The 23,174-nt window shown below is 63.6% G+C and carries 26 protein-coding genes; 2 read left to right on the forward strand and 24 right to left on the reverse strand.

The genetic code is table 11. The features are described 5' to 3' along the window. The 21 genes from M3P27_09680 to M3P27_09780 form a co-directional block, all read right to left on the reverse strand. The coding region (locus M3P27_09680; protein MDP9268575.1) for a hypothetical protein at positions 1 to 274 on the reverse strand (274 nt) is incomplete at its 3' end. Positions 275 to 294: 20 nt separating this feature from the next. Beyond that, positions 295 to 477 carry a hypothetical protein gene (locus M3P27_09685; GenBank protein MDP9268576.1) on the reverse strand — a complete coding sequence of 61 codons (183 nt, stop codon included), beginning with the start codon at positions 475 to 477 and terminating at the stop codon, positions 295 to 297. A 69-nt stretch (positions 478 to 546) separates the two neighbouring features. Further along, the gene (locus M3P27_09690) at positions 547 to 999 is read right to left on the reverse strand and encodes a glucosaminidase domain-containing protein (GenBank protein MDP9268577.1); all 453 of its coding nucleotides are present in this window, start codon (positions 997 to 999) and stop codon (positions 547 to 549) included. Then, positions 996 to 1,220 carry a hypothetical protein gene (locus M3P27_09695; protein ID MDP9268578.1) on the reverse strand — a complete coding sequence of 75 codons (225 nt, stop codon included), beginning with the start codon at positions 1,218 to 1,220 and terminating at the stop codon, positions 996 to 998. Before M3P27_09695 ends, M3P27_09690 begins: the two co-directional genes overlap by 4 nt. Before the next feature lie 18 nt (positions 1,221 to 1,238). Then, on the reverse strand, positions 1,239 to 3,557 hold the full coding sequence (locus M3P27_09700) for a hypothetical protein (GenBank protein ID MDP9268579.1): 2,319 nt from the start codon (positions 3,555 to 3,557) through the stop codon (positions 1,239 to 1,241). Positions 3,558 to 3,622: 65 nt separating this feature from the next. Continuing rightward, positions 3,623 to 4,591 (reverse strand): hypothetical protein, encoded by a 969-nt coding sequence (locus tag M3P27_09705; protein MDP9268580.1) that lies wholly within the window; start codon positions 4,589 to 4,591, stop codon positions 3,623 to 3,625. Next, on the reverse strand, positions 4,588 to 5,085 hold the full coding sequence (locus M3P27_09710) for a hypothetical protein (protein ID MDP9268581.1): 498 nt from the start codon (positions 5,083 to 5,085) through the stop codon (positions 4,588 to 4,590). Before M3P27_09710 ends, M3P27_09705 begins: the two co-directional genes overlap by 4 nt. A gap of 125 nt (positions 5,086 to 5,210) precedes the next feature. Beyond that, positions 5,211 to 5,627 (reverse strand): hypothetical protein, encoded by a 417-nt coding sequence (locus M3P27_09715; GenBank protein ID MDP9268582.1) that lies wholly within the window; start codon positions 5,625 to 5,627, stop codon positions 5,211 to 5,213. A 3-nt stretch (positions 5,628 to 5,630) separates the two neighbouring features. Then, complete coding sequence (locus M3P27_09720; protein MDP9268583.1) at positions 5,631 to 6,257, reverse strand: hypothetical protein; 627 nt, start codon at positions 6,255 to 6,257, stop codon at positions 5,631 to 5,633. A 68-nt stretch (positions 6,258 to 6,325) separates the two neighbouring features. Continuing rightward, the gene (locus M3P27_09725) at positions 6,326 to 7,297 is read right to left on the reverse strand and encodes a hypothetical protein (protein ID MDP9268584.1); all 972 of its coding nucleotides are present in this window, start codon (positions 7,295 to 7,297) and stop codon (positions 6,326 to 6,328) included. A 92-nt stretch (positions 7,298 to 7,389) separates the two neighbouring features. Further along, entirely contained in the window at positions 7,390 to 7,803 is a 414-nt protein-coding gene (locus M3P27_09730; protein MDP9268585.1) for a hypothetical protein, read from the reverse strand. Next, positions 7,800 to 8,474, reverse strand: coding sequence for a hypothetical protein (locus M3P27_09735; protein MDP9268586.1), 675 nt, complete (start codon positions 8,472 to 8,474; stop codon positions 7,800 to 7,802). Before M3P27_09735 ends, M3P27_09730 begins: the two co-directional genes overlap by 4 nt. Positions 8,475 to 8,533: 59 nt before the next feature. Continuing rightward, positions 8,534 to 9,805: a phage portal protein gene (locus M3P27_09740; protein MDP9268587.1), complete on the reverse strand. Its 1,272-nt coding sequence runs from the start codon at positions 9,803 to 9,805 to the stop codon at positions 8,534 to 8,536. A gap of 127 nt (positions 9,806 to 9,932) precedes the next feature. Continuing rightward, complete coding sequence (locus M3P27_09745; GenBank protein MDP9268588.1) at positions 9,933 to 10,793, reverse strand: DUF3037 domain-containing protein; 861 nt, start codon at positions 10,791 to 10,793, stop codon at positions 9,933 to 9,935. Continuing rightward, complete coding sequence (locus M3P27_09750; GenBank protein ID MDP9268589.1) at positions 10,790 to 11,581, reverse strand: phosphatidylinositol kinase; 792 nt, start codon at positions 11,579 to 11,581, stop codon at positions 10,790 to 10,792. The genes M3P27_09745 and M3P27_09750 overlap by 4 nt, the downstream gene beginning before the upstream one ends. A 137-nt stretch (positions 11,582 to 11,718) precedes the next feature. Beyond that, positions 11,719 to 13,245, reverse strand: coding sequence for a terminase (locus M3P27_09755; GenBank protein ID MDP9268590.1), 1,527 nt, complete (start codon positions 13,243 to 13,245; stop codon positions 11,719 to 11,721). A 43-nt stretch (positions 13,246 to 13,288) separates the two neighbouring features. After that, positions 13,289 to 16,297 (reverse strand): hypothetical protein, encoded by a 3,009-nt coding sequence (locus M3P27_09760; protein MDP9268591.1) that lies wholly within the window; start codon positions 16,295 to 16,297, stop codon positions 13,289 to 13,291. Between the two features lie 64 nt (positions 16,298 to 16,361). After that, on the reverse strand, positions 16,362 to 16,826 hold the full coding sequence (locus tag M3P27_09765) for a dual specificity protein phosphatase family protein (protein MDP9268592.1): 465 nt from the start codon (positions 16,824 to 16,826) through the stop codon (positions 16,362 to 16,364). 225 nt (positions 16,827 to 17,051) lie between these two features. Continuing rightward, entirely contained in the window at positions 17,052 to 17,525 is a 474-nt protein-coding gene (locus M3P27_09770) for a hypothetical protein (protein MDP9268593.1), read from the reverse strand. Next, the gene (locus M3P27_09775) at positions 17,518 to 17,682 is read right to left on the reverse strand and encodes a hypothetical protein (protein MDP9268594.1); all 165 of its coding nucleotides are present in this window, start codon (positions 17,680 to 17,682) and stop codon (positions 17,518 to 17,520) included. Before M3P27_09775 ends, M3P27_09770 begins: the two co-directional genes overlap by 8 nt. A 154-nt stretch (positions 17,683 to 17,836) precedes the next feature. Next, on the reverse strand, positions 17,837 to 18,058 hold the full coding sequence (locus M3P27_09780; protein MDP9268595.1) for a hypothetical protein: 222 nt from the start codon (positions 18,056 to 18,058) through the stop codon (positions 17,837 to 17,839). Positions 18,059 to 18,232: 174 nt separating this feature from the next. Between M3P27_09780 and M3P27_09785 the strand changes: the two genes are divergently transcribed. Together M3P27_09785 and M3P27_09790 are read left to right on the forward strand one after the other, a co-directional pair. Then, entirely contained in the window at positions 18,233 to 18,949 is a 717-nt protein-coding gene (locus tag M3P27_09785; protein ID MDP9268596.1) for a S24 family peptidase, read from the forward strand. 84 nt (positions 18,950 to 19,033) lie between these two features. Continuing rightward, positions 19,034 to 19,252: a hypothetical protein gene (locus M3P27_09790; GenBank protein MDP9268597.1), complete on the forward strand. Its 219-nt coding sequence runs from the start codon at positions 19,034 to 19,036 to the stop codon at positions 19,250 to 19,252. A gap of 49 nt (positions 19,253 to 19,301) precedes the next feature. Here M3P27_09790 and M3P27_09795 read toward each other — a convergent pair whose 3' ends face one another. The 3 genes from M3P27_09795 to M3P27_09805 all read right to left on the reverse strand — a co-directional run bounded on the left by M3P27_09795 (position 19,302) and on the right by M3P27_09805 (position 23,099). Beyond that, positions 19,302 to 19,733 carry a hypothetical protein gene (locus tag M3P27_09795; protein ID MDP9268598.1) on the reverse strand — a complete coding sequence of 144 codons (432 nt, stop codon included), beginning with the start codon at positions 19,731 to 19,733 and terminating at the stop codon, positions 19,302 to 19,304. Between the two features lie 114 nt (positions 19,734 to 19,847). Continuing rightward, complete coding sequence (locus tag M3P27_09800) at positions 19,848 to 21,740, reverse strand: LysM peptidoglycan-binding domain-containing protein (protein ID MDP9268599.1); 1,893 nt, start codon at positions 21,738 to 21,740, stop codon at positions 19,848 to 19,850. Between the two features lie 156 nt (positions 21,741 to 21,896). Continuing rightward, positions 21,897 to 23,099 (reverse strand): aminotransferase class I/II-fold pyridoxal phosphate-dependent enzyme, encoded by a 1,203-nt coding sequence (locus M3P27_09805; GenBank protein ID MDP9268600.1) that lies wholly within the window; start codon positions 23,097 to 23,099, stop codon positions 21,897 to 21,899. Between the last annotated feature and the right edge of the window lie 75 nt (positions 23,100 to 23,174).

Genomic DNA, 23,174 nt, shown 5'->3' on the forward strand with positions numbered 1-23,174 from the left:
TGGCGATCTCGTCGATCTTTGCCTTCGGATACGCGACCGGGATCCCGAGGAATATGCACAGCGCGCATAGCGAGGCAGCGCCGGCGTCGAGACCGTGTCCCAAGCCGACGAGGAACGGCGCACCCTGCCCCCAGAACGTGCCGGCGGTGAACGAGAATCCGATCCAGAGAGCGGTCGCACCCAGGCCGAAGACGGTCACCGCCTTGTGCAACAGGTTGGCATTCCGCCAGTCACTGATCAGGTCGGGGATCGAGAATAAGGAGAGGCCGGTCATGTCTGCGCAAACCAGCGCGTCTACTTTGCCGGCGCGATCGGCGGGGTGAGCCAGTGATTCACGATCCACCCCGTGCAAGCCACCAGTACAGCGAGCCACGGATGCGCCGCCGCCTCGGTGGCGACAAAGTTCTGCACGGTGGTGGAGAGAGCCGTTGCGAGAACCAGCACGAGCGGGGCCAGGGTTGGAAGCCACTTCGTCATAATCGATTCCTTTCTATTTCCGGTCGTTCATTTCCGGCCGATTATTTGCGGTCGTTCACTTGCGGTCGTTTAGGTTCGATCCAGCGCCGCGAGTCCTTCCGCGCGATACACCATCAGGACCTTTTCCGCGTATGCCGGATCGGTGGCCCAATGCTGAGCCAGGGCGCGGGTGAACGCTTCGGGATCGCCGGCTGCGGCCCGCGCCGCGGCGTACAGGGAAACGCGGCTGAGGATGGCGTCGCGGTCGACGAAGCATTCGGCCATGGAGCCATAGCGAGCGAAGCGTGCGGTCACGCCTTGCGACACGCCGTTGAGCACTTCGGTGGTCGGCAGCTCGATGAACGGACGTCCGCCGTGCGCCTTGATCCCAAAGTAGTTGTAGGCATCGCGCGCGAGTTGTGAACTTCCCCACGCCGATTCCAGCGCCGCTTGGGCAACGGTGATGCCAGCCGGAAAATGGCTGACGGCCGAAGCGACCCGGGCGGCTGCGGTCGCCTGTCGCAGAAACTTTTCACGCGTCATGGATGATGATTCCTCAGGTAGTCGAAGGCGATGTGGATCAGGGTCCCGACGAAGCCGGCGAGCGCGCCGATGCCCATGGCGCGCTGCACCAGGGCCTCATGCTTTTCGACGCGCGCCTCGAGGTCGTGTAACCGTCCAGGCTGGCCGTTGCCGAGAAGCCCGCGCATCTGTGTCTTGAGTTCCGCGAGTTCGTTCAACACGGTCTGTTCGAATTCATACATGGATGTCTCAGTTCCGGATCAGAAGAGCGGCCAGCCGAGGTGCAGCAAGGTGGAAGAGCGGGAATACTTCGGTGGCGAAGAGTTGTCATACTGCCGCAGGTAGAAATCCACCGTGCGCGTGAGCCGCGTCACGGTGAAGGTGCGGGTAGTGAAGCGCCCGGTGAGATCGCGGTCATCCTCCAGGCCCCAGTTGCGATCGCTGCGCCGCACCTCGATGCCGCCGCCCGCGGGCGGCGTGTTGCCGGCGTCGATGTCCACCGTGGTGGAGGTGGCGTCGGTGATCTCGGCGGCGGCAAGGTCGGCGAGGAAGGTGGCGCCGGTGGTGGCGGTGGTCGCGGTGACGTCGAGCTCTTCATTAAGGCGCGCGGGATCGAACTCGAACCCAAGCGGCTGCGCCGCCTCATTGGCGAACGCGATGCGGTAGCGCGAACCGTCTCCTGCGAGGTCCATGCATTCGATCTCGACCTCGCGCACGATGGCGCTGAACGCCGCGGTACGGGATGGCACGTCGATGGCAAAAGCGTCCCCGGGCCAGACATCACTCGCGGAGCCGGTTGGCAGGAAGTCACTCCACACCGAGTACTGCCCGCTCCAAGCCTGGCCGATCGAGTCATCGAGCAGCGCCAGCGCGGCATTCTCGCAATCGGTCGAGGTGCGCGGCGAAGGGCTGGCAACCGTCCGCAGCGCCGACCGCACGCCATCATCGCCCGCGACGGCATGCGCAGCGATGCTTGCGAGGTCGACGATGCGCACCAGCGCGCGGCTGCGGCTGCGATAGCGCACCACGATCTTCTCGCTCGCGGCCGGCGGATACTGGCTGAAGAACTGCAGCGCAGGCAGGGAGAGCACCTGGCACTCGCCGCCATCGGCCAGCGCTCCCACCAGCCGCGTTCGGTATGCCTGCGCCGGTATCTGGCTGCGGACCTCGGCATCGTTCACGCGCGCATGGCGCGTGAACGAGGTCGAGCAGTGCGCGGTAAGGATGTCGAGCAGCGCGAAGGCACAGAAAGCGGGCGCGGATGCGAGCACGCCGTCATAGAGCACGGTCGAGGCTGCAGCTTGCGAGCCGGGCGAGGCCGGATCGATGTCGTGGACCTCGAGCACCAGGCGCACGTCACTTGCGACAGTGGCGCCTCCACGTGCGCTGCCCGCCGGATGCACCGATGAGTGGAAGACCTGTTGGCGCCGGAAGGCTTCCCCCGCGTAGGTGCGGGTGGTCAATCCGTAGCGATGGTTCGTGACCGTGGTGATGGTGGGACCGGTGGCCACGCCATTGATCAATGCCTGGATCACGGATTGCGCGCCGGAGGGCGTGATGCGAAATCCGGCAAAGCAATTCCCTATCGTGATGGCGCCGGTGTAGAGCCCACCCGCCACCAGGTTCGATGCCGCGGTAAAGCTGAACTCGCCGTGTTGCAGCAGGAGCGCGCCGCCGAGCTCCGTCTGTTCGGTCGCGACGACCGTGGTCTGCCCGTCGATGCCGGTGCCGCCCGCGACGGTAAGCTTGCCGGAGAGCACACTCAGCGCTCCTGCGGGATCGGTCTTCGTCCAGCGCAGCGGATCGAGCGTGGCGCCTTCAAACTCTTCGTCTACCAGGGTGCTGGTGAAGCGTGTGAAAGGGCTGCGCGAAAGGCTGAACTGCAGGGTAAGGCCGTCACCGAGGAAGTAATCCTTCACCCGCAGCCGCGGCTCGGTGCGTCCGATGATGGTCGCGTCGTTCACCAGCCGCGGTAGCGCCGCCAGCTTGAGTCCGTCAGGATCGAACGCGGGATCCGTTTCCGCGATGACGTGCTGCACCGCGCCCACTGCTTGCAGCCGGATCGCGCCATCGTTCACCCGATAGGAGGCGCGAGCCCGCAGCGCGATCTCGCCGGCGTGCTCCGACCATGATTTCTGGATGTCTGAGATGTAAGCGGGCAGCAGGTCGAGATCGCTGATCTCCGCTAGGTCGAATGTGCTGGGGAGGAGATCGTTCACCAACTGGCGGAGCACGTTGCCGGCGGTCCGCGAGACGAACGGACGGTACGGCAACAGCTTGCGATCGAGCAGCACCTCGTCGCTGGTGGCGGCGAGCTGCATGCGATATTCCGGGCCGTGCTGGCTCCAACCTAGGTACTCATGCTTGGGGATGGCGTCGAGGTATCCGGTGAACAGCTTGACGCCGTCTTCCCGCTGCAACACCACGCGCGCGTTCGCGACCGGGACGACCGGCCCCGAAGGCGCGAGCACGACGGCGCACACCAGCGTCGACGGCCGATTCAGTTTGCGCGTGACGTGCGGCGGAGAATCGGCAGCCAGCGCGGACGTGTAGTCCGTGTTGTCGATCAGCAACTTCATATCGTCGGGAGGGTCAGCCAGGGGTATCAGTCGGCCGTATCAGTTACGCCTATCAGTTGGGCCTATCAGTAAAGCGCCGCGGATGGCGCCGGATAGTAGGTGCGCCAGCACAGAGCCTGCTCGGCATCGTTGGCGTCGGTGCGTGGAAACGCGTTGCAGCGCGCGTGCAGTGCGAGTGCTCGCAGCGGGTCGGCGATATCCACTTTCGACTCGGCCGCGGCCGCTGCCGCCTGCAACCGCGGGTAATAAAGGATGACCCTGCCGCCGGCCTCGCTCTCGAAGATGAACAGGCCAGACCACTCCTGAAAGAACGCGCCACCCTCGCGGTCGGTGAAGCCGATGACCTTCTGGGCCTTCGCGCCGGCTGGCGGCACGCCGCCAAGCAGCGGTTGCGCAAGCGTGAACGCGGTCGCCTCCTTCGCGGCGATGCGTCCAACGTTGAAGGTGATACGGCGGATGTAGTCGGCATTGCTGCCGACATCGGCTGCGGCTTTGACGAAGGCGCCGGCGAGCCCGCTGCCCACGTAGCCGGTCTGCGCGGCGTAGTCGATGTCGACGGCGACCAGGTCGCCGATGTCGAATCCAGCGATTGCGCCGGCGCCCACCATGATCTGCGTCGCGGTGGAACCGGCGATCAGGGGCACGGCGGCGACCGCGGCTGCGCCCGAGGGCTTTCGCGTCCCGGCGCCCGAAGCCAACACGTTCATCTGCTGGGATCCGCCGGCGAGCGCGAGCTGTAGCTTGCCCCAATCGCAGAAATCGAATTCCACCTGGGCGGCAAGCTGCTTGCGTGCCTGGCGAGCGAGCGCCTGCTTGCTCCCACCACGCACCGCGACGGTTTCCGTGGCGGAGCTGCGTTTGAAGTCCTCGATCCACCCCAGGTCTACCCACGGGGTCGCGGGCGCGTCGAGCAAGAAGCCGGCATCGAGTGCCGGATCGAAGACTGGCGAAGTTCCGGCGACGCGATCGACGGGCGCAAAGTAGGCGCGCCAGCGGCGTCCGGCAGGATTCATGGCGGTGCGCATCATGGTCATGGCAGATCCACCTCCGGGCGGAAGAACACTGCGAGGCGCACCGTGCGCAGCAGCTCGCGGTCACGGACCTCGACGGATGTGAACTCCGGCGCGGTCCACAGCACGGTGGACTCGAGGTCCACCTCGGGCGATTGGGTGTAGTCCTTTTTTGCGGTGAAGCGCGGCGAGAGGATCTGTGCCAGCTCTAGGTCGAGCCTGGCCAGTGCGCGGCCGCGGTCCACCCCGATCTGCTCGGCGGCGCCGCTGGTGCGATATCGAATGACCGCTTCAAGGCGCATCACCGGCCGGCGCGCGCCGCCGGGACCCACCAATGCGACGGCTTCCCAGTTCAGATAGAACGCGTTCTCGAGCGGCGTTGTGGCCGTGACCGGCTCGTTCTCTGCCACGATCACGGCGGGACGGTCAGCGCCATCCAGAAACACTGTTCGCGCGGGATCGAGGGCAGCCAGCCGGTCGCGCAGCGCGATATAGAAGCTATCTTTCGTGTATTGCATAAGCGGCGTATTGCATCTGGCATCCGAGGAGCAAGAGTCGGCAACAAGGCAAGGCAACATCCCGAGCAGAGCGGAATCCGACGAAGACTTTCGCTGATCAGCCCGCGCTGATCAGCCCGCGCTGATCAGCCCGTCGCCTGCAGGCGATAGAGAAAGACACGCGCGCCGCACGCGTGCGGCGTGGCATTGATGATGCGTAGCAGCCTTCCACCGGCGACGATGCCAAGAGCGGAATCGAACAATGCGTCGGCATTCTCCAGGTTCCGCACCTCGACCTGCTGATCTACCGCATGCGCCGCGACGGCGGCTTCGTAACGTGTCCGCCCATCGTCTTCCGGCTTCACGATCTGCAGCACGCCCGGCGCGAGTTCCACATCCTCGGTCAGCGGCGCGCCCAAGCCCAAGTCGCTGTTCGTGCCTGCGATGGGCAGTGGCAGGCGCAGGATGATGCCGCCATCGCCGAGCGCGCGCAGCAGCGCTTCCGCCGCACGCGCCGTGGTGACGCCCAGCGTGCTCGAGACTGCGTCAAAGTATTCTGGCATCGGTCATCCCACCTTCTGCGCCACGAAGGGCGCGAGCAGCGTGCGCACCACCGTATCGAGGAGCGAGTCAGCGAAATATTCCATCTGCATGCGCTCGATAGCGCTCGCGCGCACGTTGAGGGCAGGGGTGGCCTGCGCGTTGCGCACGATCTGCGCGCAGGCGAACCTCACTGCCTCGGGGATGGTGGCGGATCCGGCGTTGTAAGTGATCTCGACCTCGTTGAAGGCGAGACCGAGCGGGTGTTGCTGCAGACCGATCTCGCCGGTCGCAGAGTCACAGTCGAGCCTGCTGGCATCGAGCGTGGTCCACTCCCCGGGAAGTCCGTAGGCGGTGGCCACATCGCTTGCCAGCTCGCACATGCTCCCTTCGCCGCGGCGAGGCACGCCGTAGCGTGCTTTTGCCGCGACGAAGGGAGATGTGGCGGGCGCAACCGCGGCCAAGGGGAGGTAGGTCAGCCGCAGGGAGTTGCGTCCGGGGCGCAGGCGCACGCGTTCCACGTATTGCGCCACACCCAACGTCGGACGCCGGCAGTGCGCTTCGATGAGCGACGATGCCGCCGCTACCAGCGCTGCCGGCGTGGACTTCTCGAGTGCGTACATCTCGTATTCGGAGGGTTGTAGATAGATCATTGGGCTCTCAGCAGTTCAGCAGTCAGCGTTCAGCTCCCGCATTCGGACTGAATGCTGAGCGCTCGTTCTTACCGATTGACGATCACTTTGTAGTGCGCTTGGCTGGCGCCCTTCACCACGACGCCACCGAACTTCACCACTACATTCTGGCGCGCGAGCGACCCGCTCATGCCGAGCTGGAAGACGCGCGGATTGGGGTCGGTGAGCCAGTGGTACTCGATCATGGGCTCGCTCACGATGTAGCACGGCAGCACGGCCGTGCCCGATCCGGGGACGCCGGTATAACTGAGCGACCACTCGGGGATGAGCGGTAGCTCGCCGGCCTGGGTGGAGAGCGTCTTCACGCGCAGACCGGCCGAGATCTCGGTGCTCGAAAGCACCACGTTGAAGTCGGTCTTCATCTCGCGGTCGATCAGGTCGAGCAGCACCGGATTGGCGTAGATCGCCGTGGGCCGCACCTCGAAGCTCGAACTCGCGACCATCGCCGCGATGGTCTCCTTCAGTTCGTCGACGATGCTCTCGGACGTGAGGATGGTCTTCACGTTGCCGCCGTCGGCGATCTGCGTGGCCGCGCCGTAATACTGCGTGGTGGTGGGCGTGGAGAACGAGGTGTCGTTGCCATTCCACAGGGCAACGTCGTGCGTGCGCATCAGGCCTTCGACGGCGTCGGCCAGGTCCTTTGCCTGCAGGAAAGCGAACTGCGCCTGCTGCGACCCGACTTCCATGTCGAAGAGGTTGTAGTTGATCTGCGAGACCAGCGCCTTGAGCGGGACGCTGCGCTCCACGCGCGTCGGCGAGTTCACCGTGGCCACGATGTTCCGCGGATCCACGAAAGCGTTGGCTGCCGAGGGCGACGGGATAGCCGTCTGTTCGAAGAAGCGGGAGGGGTGACCGGTCGCCGGGACTTGCTTGATGCGTTTCCCGAAAGCGCCGCGGCGGCGGACGATGTCCGTGATCTCGGACTGGTAGCGGTTGACCTCCACCGCGCCCGGCCCGAGAAAATCGGCGGCCGCGTGGAGATCGAGGAATTGCGTTGTCATTTGGTTCCTTTCGAAAGGTGGAGGGATGCGCTCTTGGTCCTTGGCTATTGGCTTTTTGGCCCAAGAGCTAAAGGCCAAGAGCCAAGAGCTGGTTACTCGATCAGTCCGGCGCGCGCCATCTCGCTCTTGACGGCGATGCGTTGCTCGACCGAGAGTGCGGCGAGCGTCTTGTCGAGCACTTCGGGCTCGACCTTTTCCGACTGCTCATACCCGTTCTTGGCCAGGATGGCGGAGACGAGCGGCGGGAGCGTCTTGCGCTGCGCCCCGGCGCGCGCGGCTTCGGCTTTGAGTTCGGTGTTGGCGCGCTCGAGTTCCGCGACGCGAGCTTCGAGCGCCTTGCGGGCAGCGGCATCCGAGTCGGCTTCCCGCTCCTCGATGGTGGCCACGATGCGGTCGATCTTCTCGGAGTGCGCGTCGAGCCGTTCCAGGGTGCGTTGGAGCACGTCGGCAGCGGCGGCAAAACGCTCGCCCGCCGTCTGCAGTTGGTTGATGATCTCTTCGTTCATTTCTTCTCCTTGTTTGTCTGAGCGACGTTGGTCTGAGCGACGTTTTTCTGAGTGGCGTTTGTCTGAGTGGCGTTCGTTTGAGCCGCCATCTCAGAGCGCCCTCTCGAACCTGGAAACCTGAGACTTGAAACTCCGGCATCGAGTTCGATCGACGTCCCCGCATACGCCGCCTTCGTCTTCTTCAGGACGGCGGCGCCGGTGAAGGTGACCTCGTTCAGCGTCCATATCTGCGCGCTGACGTCCGCCACCTTGGCGTCGGCGACCTCGTAGGACATGCCCAGTGAATTCCCCGCCGCGCGCAGCTCGCGCACCACGTCGGGAAAATCCTTGGCGAAGAGGTAGCCGCTCACTTCGAGTACCGAGTACCGAGTTGCGAGTTGCGAGTTCCCGTTTTTACTCGGTACTCGGTACTCAGTACTCGGTACTATCTCCGCAGCGGTGATGATGCCGACCTTGCGGCGCGCGTCGTGGCCGTCGAGTGACGGGGTGTAGTCGAGACCCATGCCCAGCAGCGAGGGCAAGGCGTGGTCGGCGGCGGCGCGGGTGAGGAGTACGCGATGTCCGCGCGCTCCCGCGGGGGCGCGCTCGCTGGGCGCATCGACCAGCGTCAGCACGCCGCGAAACGGCAGCCGGTTGGGATGCCCCGCAACCGCGGGCATAGCGATAGCCATGGATTGGATTTGCATAATGAGTGCCGAAGAGAACGCAGGACACAGAACACGCCAGGCCGTTAAGGCAGCAACTTGCCCGGGCTTTGCGTCGTCTGCGGTTGTGATTGCTTCAGTTCCGGAAGGCCACGCATCGTTCGCACCTCGCTCACTGTCAGCACGCCCGAGCGCAGCAGGATCTCCTGGATCTCCGCCTCTTCGCGCTCATCGCGTGCGTCCACATCGGTGAAGATGAACTCGAGGTCGGTCCAGCCCAGGCGTTTTGCGATGGCATCGCGCGTGAGGTGCTCGGCCAGCAGCCGCGCCGTCGGGACGATGGCGGTGCGGAACGCCTGCTCCATCAGCTCGGCGGCGGTATTGCGGTTCACGTCGTGTTCGAGGCCGAGAAAGAGTGGCGGCAGATCGAAAGCACTGGCGATCAGCCGGATGAGGAACTCCTGCCACGCCAGCCGCAGGTCCTGGTCGTTGCCGGCGCCGAAGCGCAGCACCTCGGGTTTCGATTCTGCCGAGAGGATGGGCACGCGCCCGGTGCCTTCGATCTCATCCTGCCACCAGCGGATCAGGCGCTCGTGCTGTGCCGGCTGCAAGTCTTGCAGCCAAAGCGCGTACTGCACGACTGAGTTCGAGGCCAGCCGCGCGGCATAGCGATGCGCGCTCAGGAACTCGTTGACGGTCTCGAACGCCACTTCCAGCCGGCCCAACCCGAACGGTGTATGGGTGCGCGGGTTCAGACGGATGTAGCTGAGTTCCTGGTCGGCGAGAGCGATATGCGCGTCGGCGCCGAAGCGTCCGGTGGCCTGCAGGTAGCGGACTTCCGCGGGATCTCCCGACCACTCCGCGCGCAGCTTGATGGATGCGCCATCGATCGGCCACATCGCCAGCGGACGCGCGGCGGCGCCAGTGAGTTGCAACTCGATCGCACCGTAGCCGCCGACGATGATGTCTTCGAGTACCTGCTCGGCGAGCGAGCGGAAGGAATCGTCTGGATTGGGCGAGTCAAAGTTGTCGGTGAGGATGCGGATGCGCCCTTCCCCGCCCGGCAACTCCAGGAGTGCGCGGCCGTTCTTGGGCTGGATGCGCCAGCGCATCCCCGCCACGCGGTCCTTGATGGCGTTGATCGCCCGGCGCGCGAGCGGCATCTCGGCGAAACGGCGCAGGTTCGCCGGTGTGGGCTTTGGCAACGCGCCACCATCCACCCGCGGGGTGTAAGAGTTGAGGATCGAGGGCAGCGGCAACGAGCGCCGGCCTTTCGCCCCCGCTGCCCCGAAGGCTTCGGACGTAGGAGTGCCTGCGATGCGGCGCAAGGCGCCGCGCAATCTGTCAGCAAGATTCATGATCGGTTGGGAATACCCACCACAGAGACACAGAGACGCATGAAAGATGCGCCCAGGCTGGGGTGCAGCCCTGGTGTGGCTTTGTCTCTATGTCTTTGTGGGGAGTGTTCGGTCTCTTGGTTTGTTTCTAGAGTCTTAGTTCGTGTCGTGCGGTCTCGGCGATCTGGTCCACTTGGGCCGCGGTGACGACTGCGATGTGGCTCGCCGCCAGCGTCTCGAGTGCGAACGCGATCGCCTCCTGCGTGCGGTCGAGATCCGGTTCGATGATGGCAGTGAGCAGAGCCTCGGCTTTCTCTGCTTTCGCAATGCCCTCGCGCACCTGCGGATAGCTGAAGGCCAGCACCTTGGCCAGGTTCGGGTCAGCTTCGAGCGAGACGGCGTGGAAGAGCTTCACCGTCCCGTTTGGACGGTACCCACAGTCGAGCTTGAGCGGATCACCCGGACGCGAGTACTTCGCCACCGGGATGTTGTGACGGAACTGCGGTGCGCTCCACACGCCGGCGCGCTCGAAGGCGCTGCGCATCTGGCTGAGGAGCCACGGACGTCCGCTTCCGGAGCGACGCTCCGGATCTGCCGGCTGCGGCGCGTCCAAGTAGGCATGCGCCAGCCGGCGCAACTCCTGCTCGGGAGAATCGGTCAGCACGGCCTGCCGCGGCGAAAGGCGGATGGTGGAGGAGAAAGAGTCTTCCATCAAGTGCAGTAAAGCCTCGCGCTTTGCGGGTTCGGCCAGTTGCACACCTAGTTCAGCCGCCAACGCGTCGAGCAATTCGATGTCGGCATCGGGATCGAGGGAACGCACCCGCTTCCAGTCCGGTGCGAAACGGACACGCGCGTCGCCGCTCGCATCGTCGCGCAGCACTACGCCGATGTTCACGAACTCCTCACGGAGCGCGTTCGGCATGTAGCGCAACAAAAAGAACTCGCATTTGCGTTGCTCGACCAACAGCGTCTCCTGCGAACCTTGAGGATTGTAGGGCGCGTCCGTCATCTCCGTTGCGGAATTCCGTTAGTTCCGTCTGCCCGTTCTTCCAATTTGGCGCCTTTCCAGTCCGGGAAAGGAACCCGGCTGCAGTCCCGAAACTCCGCCAGCAATTCCTTGACCCGCCCACGCCGGCTGATGAGCCTTGCGACCAGCCGCTCGATGAGATCGGTATCACCGCCATACCACTCCGGCGGCACTTCCTCGGCGCACGCGTATCCGATCCTCTCGTCGAACTGCTCGATGCGCGCCAGCCAGGGCTGGAACGACCGCCAGCCCGCCACGCCCGCATATGCGGCGTTCCATGCGTAGACACCGCGGAGCGGCGAATCCGGAAAATCCCATTCGCCGTGGTTGAAACAATGGCCGTGATCGATGAACACGGCGGTGTACTTGCGCTCGCGCGCCAGACGGTAGAACACCGCCTGGCGGCTATCCGAATTGCATACCCACTTGTCGAAGGCGAGTATCCCGGCAAAGGCGTCGAGATTGCGGACGCGCTCGAACAGCTGCTCCGGCAGGTAATCGAAGACCTGGCCCAGCCGCGGATGCACGGCGTACGTCGAGCCGAACTGTAGCCCCGCACGGCAGCGTAGGGTGTCGCCGCTGAGCTGCATGTGCAGTTCGGTAGTGTTATCGATCAGCCACTCGCCGACCTCGATCACGACTCCGTGGGGCACCGGCAAGCCCACGCGCTCCGCCAACCGCGAGACCAGCAGCTCGTTCGCCAGCACGCGTATGTGTTGGGGATTGTTCTGGAACTTCACGACGTAATACTGCTCATCGTCGGCGCGCATCAAGTGAGCCTGCGCCCCGCCGCGCATTCGTCGCACGTGTTGTACGGCGCGTAGCAACGCCCCACTCTAACCCATAAAGTTGGCGCAATATGTCGTATTACGTTTCTGTCGTGTTCCTAGAACACATTGCTTCCCGTTTAAGGAAGCCGGGTGCGGTCGCCGGCAGTCAGCGCGCGCACCTGTTGCGCGATCGCCATGGCCATGACGCAATCGTCGTGCGCGCCGGCCGCGGCCGCGGGCGATCCGTCTCTCCGCCGAACGAAAGTGCGGCATTCCGCCAGCAGCCATTGGCTGGCGAACAGGTCGGGCGCGATCGCCATTACCGCGACCAGGTTCTCGATCATCTGCGGGCGCGTGGCCGCATTCGTCGGCCAGCCCACGACGTCGCCGTGCGCGTACAACTCGGCGTAATGCTCCAGCCGTTCCAGGCCCATCAGCACCGCGTGCCCGTGGTTGTTGCGTTCGACGGCGACCAGCGCGCCATTGAAGCGCTGTGCCAGCTTCGCCACCTGGCGCGCGCTCTCGGCCAGGGAGAAGTGTCCGCGCAGCTCGGCACATTGCAGGCCTGAGATGCGATCGATCACCTGTGCGCACGTGTTGTCGCCCTCCGGACCACCGCCCGCCGGATCTACTCCCATGATGTAGTGGCGTCCCCCTTGGGGCGGAAACCAGACCAGGAGCCGCCCGTTGTCGCTCTCTTCGATCGGCAGGCATGCCGAGCGCATCTGCAGCTCGAGCTGCGCCAGGTCGAAGACGCACTCGCCGGAAGCGAGAAAGCATTGTGCCGGATCCTCGGTGTACTCCTGCCGCGCCAGGCCGCGAAAGTTCGCTCCCATCTCGCGCCGGAAGGCGATCTGCTCGCGCGAGAGGCCGTTGCGACCGGCCAGTTCACGCTCTTCTTCGGTGCGGTGGCCGAGGTGCGATGCGTCCGCAACATAGAGCGGCTCATACCACCAGGGAAAGAAGTGCCGGGCGGCTCCGGTCTCCGCCGCGCGTTGCCATTCATCGTAAAAACATCCCGCCGCGCCATTCGGAGTGGACTCGAGCACGATCTCGCCGCGCGGCGCCACCGCGGCGCGCAAGCCGGCCAGCGTAGCGGCGGCGTCCCCGGGCCAGCGTGCCACCTCGCTGCAATGCAGATTGCTGATGGTGAGGCCGCGCCCGGCATCACGATCCGCCGCCGTCTCCACGCGGTACTCACTATCGAGGTGCGTGAAGACGAGCTGGCGGACGTTGGCGCGGGACGTCTCCAGCGCGCCCTGGCGCATCTCTTCCGGCAGCTTCGCCAGGAAACGATGCACGATACGAAAGATCTGCTGCGCGGCCGATAGGTCATGCGCCACTTGCACGCTCACCGTCCCGGGCCGCGTGATGGTCGCGATGAAGAAGCGCGCCGCGATCCAGGTCGAGATGCCGACCTGCCGCGCCTTGAGCACGATGTTGTGCCGTAAAACGTCGCGCTCGAATTCCTGCTGCGCCCGGTTCGGCGTCAGTACGACCAGCATTCCCTCTTTGTCACGGATGCGCAGCGCCTTCTCGATCAGGAGGACGCGGCGCGTTATGCCCGTCCCAGCAACGACCGTATCCAGTTCCCGCCCGAAGCCGAGCAGTTCTTCCAGCGTGTAGCCGGGACCCGGAAACAGCCCCTGGACCGCGCCGGGCATGTGTTTTGGAGCGGTACCGCCCGCAAGTTCAGGATTCGTTTCCCTAATTCAGAGCCTCAGCGAAGAACAGAGCGCTCGCCGTCGGCTGCGTCGAGCAGTTGCCGTTGGCCCAGGTGATGGTGCGAGTGATGGCCGTAGATGCCTTAGCGACGACCACGAACTCAGCCGATTGATAACCGGTAGGAGACGTAGCTCCGCTCGCCAAAGTGGCGCCTTGGAAGACGCCAGGCGTCCCGACCCCCAGCGTCGGCTGTACGTTCATCAGCAGGACATTGATGGTTTGTGCTTGGTTCGCTGGGTTCGTGAATCCGATCGTCACCGTGGCGGTGGCATTGGTCGCGCAGGTGCCACCGGAGCCGGAGGTCGCCTGCCACATGTTGTAGCCGACGCGGTACGCCTGGGTGGCTGCCGCGGTCGTCGCGATGATGTTGGCCGATCCCTGTGTGGCGCTGAAGCCGGTGTCGGCCTTGCTGCCGGTGAACGAGGGGACTCCCGCGCCGACCGTGGCTACGTTGTTGTACTTGGTGATGACCCCGTTCGAATCCGCGGTGAGCTTGGACGACAGGGTGAGCGACGTTCCCGTAGCCGCGCCGATGTCGGGCGTGACCAGCACGGGCGAAGTTGCAAGCGCTACCGCGCCCGAACCTGTCGTGCCATTCGACAAGTCCGCAGCCGCCAGCTGCGCGGAGACGAAGTTCGTTCCGTCCGACCGCAGGACACGTCCCGTGGTCATCGTCCCTTGGCGGAATCCAGTGGTCGCGTTTACGATGGCGGCAGTGGCTGTCCCGGTGATGGTCTGATTCCCGCTCGCATCCACGAGCCAAGTCGCTCCCGACCCGGCAGTCCCGCTCGTCGCCCCGGTCCACGAGCTGCCGCCGGTGAACCCGATCTGCGTCTCCGCGATCGCCCCGTTCATGTGCCGGAGGGTTCCGAAATTGGCGTCTACTTCCCAGTAACGATTGTCATCTGCCGTCCGCCCAAAGCGGGAGATACCGCGGACGTGAAATACAGAGCCGACCGGGCTGACAAGCCCAACTCCGAGCGTCGTAGCGCTAGCCACTCCTAGGGTCGGCGTCACCAGCGCGCAGCCCGTTACCAGGCAAAAGTTTCCCGAACCGCTGGTGTTTCCGGCGGCATCGGAGGGCGTGACCACTCCAAACGACGGCTGGCCGGCCGCATTGCCGTGGAGCACCGTGACGGTCGTGCCCTGGTTGGCGGCGGTGTCATTCGCCAAGCTCACGCCGGCCCAGGTTGGATCGCCGGTCGCATTGCCGTGGAGCAGCGTCGTGGCCGTGCCTTGATTGGCAAAGACGGCGGAGGCGAGTACAGGTGACGCCCAAGTGCTATCCCCGCGCCAGAAAGTCGAGGATGATGCCGAGGTGCCAGAGTTGAGATTTCCCACCGGAAGATTACCAGTGACTTCCGTGGCCAGGTTGACCGCCGCCCACGTCGGGTTCCCTGCGGCGTTGCCGTGAAGCAGGGTCGTGGTCGTGCCTTGATTGGCGAAATCGGCGGAAGCCAGGATGGGGGAACCGCCGACAAAGTTCGTGCCATTCCCTTTGAGGAAGGTGTTGGCATTGGCCACTCCTGCTACCCGGAACCCAGAAGCCGCGTTCACCATGGCGGCGGTGGCTGTCCCTGTGATGGTCTGATTCCCGCTACCATCCAGGAGCCATTTGGCGCCCGCTCCAGATGTCCCGGAAGTCGCGCCGATCCACGAATTGGCAGCGGCAGAAGGTGCTATTTGTACCTCTACCACAGCATCTTGCAACTCTTGCAGCTGCGCGCCCGCGATATCGATGTTCCAAACGCGCGGGCTGCTCAGACTACTGAACTGAAATGCTGTGGTGGGAAGGACTCTTAGCCGGTTCTCTCGCAACACACTCGCGGTGTCGTAATAATCGAAGCTAATGCTCTGTGAGGGTTGCGATGTCCCGGCTGCGACTGCCCCAATATTTAGCGCTGCTCCCTCTCCAATGGTGTTGGAAGAAACGATGGCCCCTTGCGAGGAGACAAACCCAGCAGTCCATCGGCCGGTCTGCGTAGGTGCTGCTAGCAGAAAGCCATAAGCACTGGCAGGCTGGGCGAAGAAGGCTCCATGCGCCGTATACCCCCACACGGTGTCTGAGGTGCTTTGCGGGTTCACGTCCGCTTCGACGCCGACCAGATAAGAGCCAGTCTTCCCCGCAGCAGCCCAAGCTTGGAAGTTCGCGCCCCAGCAATGTGCCCCATTGGCGTTCGCCATGCAGTTCCCGAATACGCCAACTCCGGGTGAGCCGGAAGCGCCAAAGGTTGAATTGTTGATCACGCTGGCATTGAGGGCATTCGCCTGATAGACCCTGGAGCCGGGAGGGATCGTGATAAGCGTCGCCAATGCGTCAGTGAAGAAATTGTTAGGGCCGACCCAAAGCTGGTTCAGCGTTTGATTCCCAACGATGAACTGGAACGGATGGTGGTTCTGCGTGCCAGTGAAGACGCCGGGAGCGGAAGCCGTTACGCCCGCGAAGACAAGATTGCTGCGGAAGGTCTTAATGCCGTCGGCCGTCTCGTCGCCGATGGTGTGCAGCAGCGTCGTGTCGTTCAGTAGTAGTTGCTCGCTCACGTACTGTCGTGAGGCGACCTGGAGGGCTACGCCGCTCGGCACGATCTTCGAGCGGATCGCCCCGATCGTGGTCGGTCCCGTCGCAGGCACCGCCCAGTACTCGTCTGAGTTCGTGCCATCGTCGAGTTGGTAGGTGATCTTGTAGTACGTGCCCCCCGGATCGCTGCCCACATTCGGCACCAGCGCGACCGATACCGTGCCGCCGGTCCCGATGGTCACGCTGAGCCGCCCGGACGCGACTGCCTTGTGGTCGGCCGTCGTGAAGTTCGGCCAGGAGATCAGTATGGTGCCTTGCGCCGGCGTGCCGTTCGAGCGATAGACGATGTCGGTGATCTGCGTGGTTTGCGGTGCCTGCGCATCGAGCCGCGCGCCCAGGACCGCAACCGCCAGCGAGATCAGAAAATACGAAAACCGCCCGAAGGGGCGGCGTGTGTCGAAGAGTCTTCTCATGAGGATTGCTTCCAGCCGGAAGTCCAGCCGGTCAGTTTACTGATGGGCAGAAGGGATGACTACCTTACTTGGATTGCTTGGTCACGCCGGCATACGCGGCCACAAAGTCTTCTACGCTGCGCACGTACACGTCAGCGAAATCCACCACCGGCCGCCGCGCCTGGATCACTTGTTGCGCTTCTTGTAGGCCCCAGCCCAGCGCGCGCAGCAGCGCCAGCGCCATCATCGGCGCGCGGTGCACGCCGGCGGCACAATGGATGAATACTTTGTGCTTCTCATCCCCATCAAGCGCCTCGGTGGCAAACTCTACCCCGCGCTGGAAGATCTCCGGTGGCTTGGGCTGAAAGTCGTCGTCCACCGCGTTCCACAGCACTTCCACGCCATAGGGACGCGCCAGCGGCGTGTCGTCGAACTCGATCTGCATGTCGATGATGTGCGTGACCCCGGCCCCGACCACTTCCATCATCTTCTGGTCGGTCCAGATGCCGCCGCCGACCGCGATCCGGTCGGTGATCCACGTCATGTCCATGCGCGCTGAGCCACCTCGAAGCCAGAAACGAAGAACGGAGAACCTTCTCCATCCCATTCTAGCCGTTCGTGGTCGGCGCCGCGCTATTCGTGGTGGTCGTCGTCGCACCAAATAAAAAGCGGGCGCCGTAAGCGCCCGCTTGGTTTTTCTTTCACTCTTGTTTAAGCATAGCAGACCGCGAGGGGCAAACCGGAAAACTATCTTGTAACTCTATTTCTCGACCGCTCAGTGAGTTGCGGAGAAAAGCTGCTTTTTCGGCTCTTGACACGCGATTTCATGCAGCGCGAACGGGTGGAGCAGACCGCGAAGCAGGAAGATGTGTGCGAGCCGATCCAGTCCTCCGGCCAGATGTGTGCGGACGGAGCGCTCAGTGCAGCCGAGCATGCGGCCCGCTTCTTCCACGCTGTACTCCTGAAAGATGACGCGCGCGATCGCCAACTGCGACTTCTCATCCAGCCGTTCGACACAGCGCTCCACGTCGGTCACGAAGATCACCAGGTCTTCGAAGCTGGCGGCGCGATAGGAACTGACTCGCGCGCGGAATATCTCGCGTCCGACCAGGGAAGGCAGCCGGCCCAGTTCCAGCGACATCCGGAAATAGCGCCGGAGCAGCCCGATGGCGTGAGCACGATACATGCGCAACTCATCCTTGGGCACCTGCCACGTCGGTTGAGCGGTGGGGCTTACGTGCTTAAGCATGGGCGCCTGCCCTGCCCACGGCGATCTCGCCCATGCGTTCGGCGCAGCGCTGGCAATAGATCTGGTCGCATTCTTCACGGCGGAACCACAGCCCGCCGCACGCCTCGCAGTACTTCAGCTCCATGCGTATGAGTACGTCTTGCCTGCTCTCGTCCACTTCTCCTCCTCCTGCAACAACAACGTTCACAAGTGAGCGCAAATGAAAAAGCCCTGCGGCACAGAGCGTGGTTGCTGCTCCGTGACGCAGGGCTCGTTTCGGTTACGATGACCTGCCGGCTATTTGATTGTTCCGGCCAAGGGCCGGGCGTCCGCTACAACATCCTCACGTCTTTCCTGCGCGTGAAGTAGCCTTCTTCATATCCCGACTTCAGCACACGCCCGTTCTGTACCACTACGGTCACGCGCCCGCTGAAGTGTAGAGTGCCCATCAGCCGCTCGAGCGAAGCGCAGAGCACCTCCGCGGCTTGTATCTTGCGTCGGAACTCAAGGAAGGTGGCGCCGCTTTCGGGGGCCGGTTCATTGGGGCTCTGCATGGTGTTCCTGTTCTTTTCTGCTCACGCCGGATCGCGCTATATCGTGACGCGACTATATAACTCGCGATGCGATGGAAGCAAGAACTCTATTTGCTTTGTCCTATTCGAGTTGCACTGTTTATAGCGCCATGATATAGTCGCGGACGGCTGTGGAAATCACCTTTGAGGCCTCTTATGAAATTCAAAGCGCTGCAAGAGAACCTGCGCCGCGAGATCTGGAAGCGCATCGACGCGAGACAACTGACCGGCCTTCGCCTCGCCGATCAGACCGGATTCAAACAGGCCCACATTTCGAATTTCCTCAACCGCAAGCGCCAGCTTTCGCTCGATGGCCTGGATAAAGTGCTGACCGTGCAGCATCTCTCGGTGCTCGATCTGCTCGATCCCAGCGAGATCAACAAGCGGGCCAGCATCCTCCCACCCTCCGAAGACGATTTTGAGAATGTCCTGGTTGTCGAGGGCACCATCGCCGCCGGTGAACCGCTGGTGACGAACGAAGACGTGAAAGAGATCCTCAAATTCAAGAAGACATTCCTCAAGCGCCTGCGCTCTGACATGGCTTCGCCGCGCGACGAGTGGCGGCGCTTCGTGCTCATCAAGGTCGACGAGCGTGATGGCATGAGCATGTATCCGCGCCTGTTGCCCGGCGCCACCGTGCTCATCGACCGCCATTACAACTCGCTTGCACCCTATCGCAAGAGTGACAAGAACATGTACGCGGTGCGGCGCAATGGCGGCTGCACCATCAAGTACGTGGATCAGGATGGCGCCAATCTGGTGCTGCGGCCACACAATCACGCCTATCCGACCAACGTCATCGATATCGAGGAAGGCAAGACGGTCGCCGACTTCATCGTGGGCCGCGTTTGCCACGTCGCCATCGAGGCATAGTTTCGCCATCGGCGCCCCGCCGTATAATCGGTGCATCCCTTCGCCTGATTTTTCGGCGAAGACCTTCCCCGGAGGACCGCACTCATGGATGACGTAGCAGGCATCACCGTCGGCTCGCGCCGTAACGAAGACATTGCTCTCGATCTGATGAAGTTCATCGCCATCACCACCGGCTACGGCAAGGCGGGCGGTCCCGGCGCCGGCTTCCAAGGCTCGAGCGGCCCGAAAGCCGCAGAGGACTTCGCCGGTCATCTGCTCGAACTCTACGGTCGCTGCCTCAACGCCGTGCAGGGCAGGAAATAGAAAAGGGCCGCGGATCGCGGCCCTTCCACTCGACGTTTTCCGATTCCCGCTAGCGGCGGCGCTTCTTTCCTCCACCGCGCTTCTTCGCCTTCTTCCGCGAGCCACTCTTCTTCTTGCTCGCGCGTTTCTTTGTCCCGCCGCGCTTCTTCATCCGGCCTGCGCTGCTGCGGCGCGAAGTGGACTTCTTCGCCTTCTTTTTCGCGCCGCCTTTCTTTGCGCGACCTTTCCTGGACGCGGCCTTCTTGGGCGCGGCTTTCTTCCTTGCGCCGCCGCCGGATCCGCGCGCCGAGCCGCCGCCCCCGAGCATCGCGTCGCCGCCACCCGAGACACCGCCCGCCGGGATGCCGCCGGTGATCACGGCCTCTTCTTCTTCTTCCTCTTCCTCTTCGTACTCATCGGGCTCCGCATAGGCAGCCGATTCCCCAAAGTCGTCCATATCGTCATCGTTGCGGGCGTAGAGGGCCAGGTCATCGAGCGTCATGCGTCCTCCTGTAGGTCATTGCGACACCGAACAGCAGAGACAGCGAATCAGTCTACTCCAACCGAAACCGGCGCGGATTATAGCAACCGGGAGTGGCGTGTCAACTTACGCCACTCAATCTGCGGACGTCCGGATGACCAGTGTGTCGCCCGGGTGCAGGTTGGCGGAGAGCCGTGGATTATCACGTTTCAGCGCTTCCACCGTCGTGCCGTAGGCGCTGGCGATCGAGTAGAACGTTTCGCCGATGCGGACCTTGTGGTAGACCTTGGCCTGTGGCTTTGCGGCCAACCCCTTTGTATTCTTCGCTTTAGAGGACCGCGTGGCGCGGCTGCGCGCACTGGCCTCAAGCTCGGCGTCCACCGGCTTATAGATGACCAGCATGCGTCCCTTGCGCAGATCATTGCCCCGCAGATGATTCCACTTGCGCAGCCGGTCGGCGGGCACGCCAAAGTCATCGGCCACCGAGAGCACGGTATCGCCTCTCCGCACGCGATAGCGGAACGGCCTCTTCGAGAACGCTATCGGCTCGCCCGTGCCGTAGCGGCCGTTGCTTGCCGCGACCGGGATGATCAATTTCGACTGGCCGCCGATCTCGTCGTCCTCACCCATCCCGTTGGCCTGCGCGACCGTACGCGCGGTGGTACGGTATTTCTTTGCGATGCTCGCCAGCGTGTCACCCGCCTGCACCGGATGGAACCGCCAGGAGACGCGCTTGTCCGCCGGAATGGCAGTGATCGCGGCTTGATACTTCTCCTTCGACCCCGCGGGCAGGCGCAGGTCAAAGCCACCCTCTTTGGGAGTCGTCATGCGCAGCAAGCTTGGGTTCAGTTCCTGGAGCGCATCCACGGGAGCGTCCACCGCCTCGGCCACCAGCCTCAGGTCCACCGGGTAATCGATGTGTACGACGTCCGCCTCGAGCGGCGGGTCCGGAGTGATGTTCTCCAAACCATACTGCGAGGGATTCTTGGCGATGATCGTCATGGCGACGATGATCGGAACGTAGTTCTTCGTCTCTTTCGGGAGCACGTTGCGGCGATACAGTTCCCAGAAGTCGGCGTACCCGGTGCGCTTCACCGCTTGCTGCACATTCCCCGGGCCGGAGTTGTAAGCTGCCATCGCCAGATACCAGTCGCCGAACTGGTTGTAGAGATCCTTCAGGTGGCGCGCCGCAGCCCGCGTCGATTTCTCCGGATCCTGGCGCTCGTCCACCCACCAGTTCCGCTCCAGGCCGTAGCCGGAGGCCCGCGACGCCATGAACTGCCACATGCCGCGCGCTCCCGCGCGCGAGAGCGCCAGCGGAACGAACCCGCTTTCTGCCTCTGCCAGGTAGATCAAGTCCTGCGGCACGCCTTCTTCCTTCAGCACGCGCGAGATCATGTCGCGGTAGCGTCCGGCGCGGGTCCATGCGCGCTCGAGCGTCCCACGCCCCCGGGTGGAATAGAAGTTCACGTAGCCTGCGACCTCATCGTTCATCACCAGCGGCAGGTCGGAACGCGTGTTCTTCAACTCCGCTTCCGCCTTCGCCCTCACGTTCGGATCCACCGGGAAGGTGACCTCGTTCGCTTCATCGATCGGCGCCGGTTCCGACTTCTGCTCGGTGAAGCCGTCCCCTTCCTTGAGCGCGGCCATCTCCAGTTCGTGGACGCCCTCGACCACGCGGTCGAACTCCGTCTCCAGCCGTTCATCGGATTTCACCGGCACCGGCGACTGCAGCAACACATTCACGGCGCGGTCGAAGTCCTGCTTTGCCGCCTCCATGTGGCCGGCGGCATAGTTCGCTTTGCCGGCGGCATAGGCTTTCTCCGCCTCGGCCAACACTTGCTCTACCGGATCGACCTTCGCCTTGGCAGGCGCTTGGATCGGCGGAGGGGGAGCTGTGCTCGCGGTGAGTGTAGGGGCGGTCGCTCGCGCCGGCGGGGTCGACGCAGCCTTCTTGTTCTCCTCGCAGGAGGTCAAGAAGAGCGTGGCCGTCAGCGGCAGCAGCAACCAGGCTTTGCGCAGGCTCATAGGTGATTATCGAATGGCTTCCACGATTGCGCGATCGGCGGGAGTCGATACGCATTCGGGAAAGCCCAATCTACTACCCTGTTTCTTAGACGGTCAATCCTTGAAAACTCTTAGTTTCGATTGCTTGTTTTCAATGCGACGTCTGCGGGGCCGAAGCTAGGTTCTTGCCAAAGCTTGGTTTAGGTCAGCAATCAGGTCCTCAGCATCTTCGATGCCCGCGGAGAGTCGGACCGTTGCCGGCCCTATCCCCAGCCATTTCAGCCGTTCCGACGATGTACCAAAGTGCGAGGACAGCATGGGATACGACACCGTGGACTCTACTCCGCCCAGGCTGGTCGCCAGGTACCAGAGTTCGAGCGCATCAATGAACCTCTCGGCCGCCGTGCTTCCTCCTTTGATCTCGAACGCGACCATGGCGCCAAAACCCCGCATCTGGCTCCTCGCGATGTCGTGACCCGCATGTCCCGCAAGTCCGGGATACATCACCTTTTCCACCCGCGGATGTCGCGCCATCGCCTCCGCGATGCGCGCCGCGTTCTCGCAACCCCGCAGCATGCGTAGCTCCAGCGTCTTCAGACCGCGCAGCAGCAGATAGCCGGCACCGGGGTCGAGCGACCCCCCGGTCGTGAGCATCACGTCGCGCGCCTTCTCCACTACCTCTTTCGGTCCGATCACGCAGCCGGCGGTCACGTCGCTGTGTCCGCCAAGATACTTGGTAGCCGAGTGCACCACGATGTCGGCGCCCAGTTCGAGCGGTTTCTGCAGCACCGGCGTCGCAAAGGTATTATCCACCACGACCGTGACGCCGTGCTTGTGCGCCCGCCGCGCCAGCTCTGCCAGATCCACGCAGCGCAGTATGGGGTTGGTAGGCGACTCGAGGAAGAGCAGCTTCGTCTTGCGGTTGAAGTACTTCTCGACCTTTCCCAACTCATCGAAGGGGACGAAGTGCGTCTTGATGTCGCAACGGGTCAGCACGCTCTCGCACAGTTTGAGCGTGCCGCCGTAGACGTCGAGCATGGAAACGATCTCATCGCCTGCGCTCGACAGCGTGAGGAAGGTCGAGAGGATCGCGGCCATGCCGCTCGAGGTGATGACGCAGCATTCCCCATTCTCCAGCGCCGCCATCTTTTTCTCGGCTGCCGCGATGGTCGGATTGGCATAGCGCGTGTAGAGGTAGCCCTCATCCTGCTTGTTGGCGATGCGCCGCAGGTCATCGAGTTTGGGCAGGACAAACACCGACGACTGCACGATCTCAGTCGTCAGCGGCGCCCGGCGCCCGTGCCGGTCCTCGCCCGCATGGACGGCGTGCGTCGCGTCGCCACGTCCTGGCGTCTTCGCGCCTGTGACCTTCTTGGCCATCCCGCGATTCTAAATGGTCGCGACCAAAAGCAACGGGCTCCGGTCACCCGGAGCCCGTCACGTGTCACTCGATCG

Source organism: Acidobacteriota bacterium (genome assembly GCA_030774055.1).
Lineage (GTDB): Bacteria > Acidobacteriota > Terriglobia > Terriglobales > Acidobacteriaceae > JACPNR01.

Bases quoted from the DNA above. Each gene is read 5' to 3' on its own strand.
- M3P27_09695 (MDP9268578.1), bottom strand. From the start codon at position 1,220: ATGTATGAATTCGAACAGACCGTGTTGAACGAACTCGCGGAACTCAAG.
- M3P27_09755 (MDP9268590.1), bottom strand. From the start codon at position 13,245: ATGCCCGGCGCGGTCCAGGGGCTGTTTCCGGGTCCCGGCTACACGCTG.
- M3P27_09750 (MDP9268589.1), bottom strand. From the start codon at position 11,581: ATGCGCGCCGACGATGAGCAGTATTACGTCGTGAAGTTCCAGAACAAT.
- M3P27_09770 (MDP9268593.1), bottom strand. From the start codon at position 17,525: ATGCTTAAGCACGTAAGCCCCACCGCTCAACCGACGTGGCAGGTGCCC.
- M3P27_09720 (MDP9268583.1), bottom strand. From the start codon at position 6,257: ATGATCTATCTACAACCCTCCGAATACGAGATGTACGCACTCGAGAAG.
- M3P27_09735 (MDP9268586.1), bottom strand. From the start codon at position 8,474: ATGGCTATCGCTATGCCCGCGGTTGCGGGGCATCCCAACCGGCTGCCG.
- M3P27_09690 (MDP9268577.1), bottom strand. From the start codon at position 999: ATGACGCGTGAAAAGTTTCTGCGACAGGCGACCGCAGCCGCCCGGGTC.
- M3P27_09685 (MDP9268576.1), bottom strand. From the start codon at position 477: ATGACGAAGTGGCTTCCAACCCTGGCCCCGCTCGTGCTGGTTCTCGCA.
- M3P27_09795 (MDP9268598.1), bottom strand. From the start codon at position 19,733: ATGACGCTCGATGACCTGGCCCTCTACGCCCGCAACGATGACGATATG.
- M3P27_09800 (MDP9268599.1), bottom strand. From the start codon at position 21,740: ATGAGCCTGCGCAAAGCCTGGTTGCTGCTGCCGCTGACGGCCACGCTC.
- M3P27_09715 (MDP9268582.1), bottom strand. From the start codon at position 5,627: ATGCCAGAATACTTTGACGCAGTCTCGAGCACGCTGGGCGTCACCACG.
- M3P27_09700 (MDP9268579.1), bottom strand. From the start codon at position 3,557: ATGAAGTTGCTGATCGACAACACGGACTACACGTCCGCGCTGGCTGCC.
- M3P27_09745 (MDP9268588.1), bottom strand. From the start codon at position 10,793: ATGACGGACGCGCCCTACAATCCTCAAGGTTCGCAGGAGACGCTGTTG.
- M3P27_09805 (MDP9268600.1), bottom strand. From the start codon at position 23,099: ATGGCCAAGAAGGTCACAGGCGCGAAGACGCCAGGACGTGGCGACGCG.
- M3P27_09765 (MDP9268592.1), bottom strand. From the start codon at position 16,826: ATGGACATGACGTGGATCACCGACCGGATCGCGGTCGGCGGCGGCATC.
- M3P27_09785 (MDP9268596.1), top strand. From the start codon at position 18,233: ATGAAATTCAAAGCGCTGCAAGAGAACCTGCGCCGCGAGATCTGGAAG.
- M3P27_09725 (MDP9268584.1), bottom strand. From the start codon at position 7,297: ATGACAACGCAATTCCTCGATCTCCACGCGGCCGCCGATTTTCTCGGG.
- M3P27_09740 (MDP9268587.1), bottom strand. From the start codon at position 9,805: ATGAATCTTGCTGACAGATTGCGCGGCGCCTTGCGCCGCATCGCAGGC.
- M3P27_09760 (MDP9268591.1), bottom strand. From the start codon at position 16,297: ATGAGAAGACTCTTCGACACACGCCGCCCCTTCGGGCGGTTTTCGTAT.
- M3P27_09705 (MDP9268580.1), bottom strand. From the start codon at position 4,591: ATGACCATGATGCGCACCGCCATGAATCCTGCCGGACGCCGCTGGCGC.
- M3P27_09780 (MDP9268595.1), bottom strand. From the start codon at position 18,058: ATGCAGAGCCCCAATGAACCGGCCCCCGAAAGCGGCGCCACCTTCCTT.
- M3P27_09710 (MDP9268581.1), bottom strand. From the start codon at position 5,085: ATGCAATACACGAAAGATAGCTTCTATATCGCGCTGCGCGACCGGCTG.
- M3P27_09790 (MDP9268597.1), top strand. From the start codon at position 19,034: ATGGATGACGTAGCAGGCATCACCGTCGGCTCGCGCCGTAACGAAGAC.
- M3P27_09730 (MDP9268585.1), bottom strand. From the start codon at position 7,803: ATGAACGAAGAGATCATCAACCAACTGCAGACGGCGGGCGAGCGTTTT.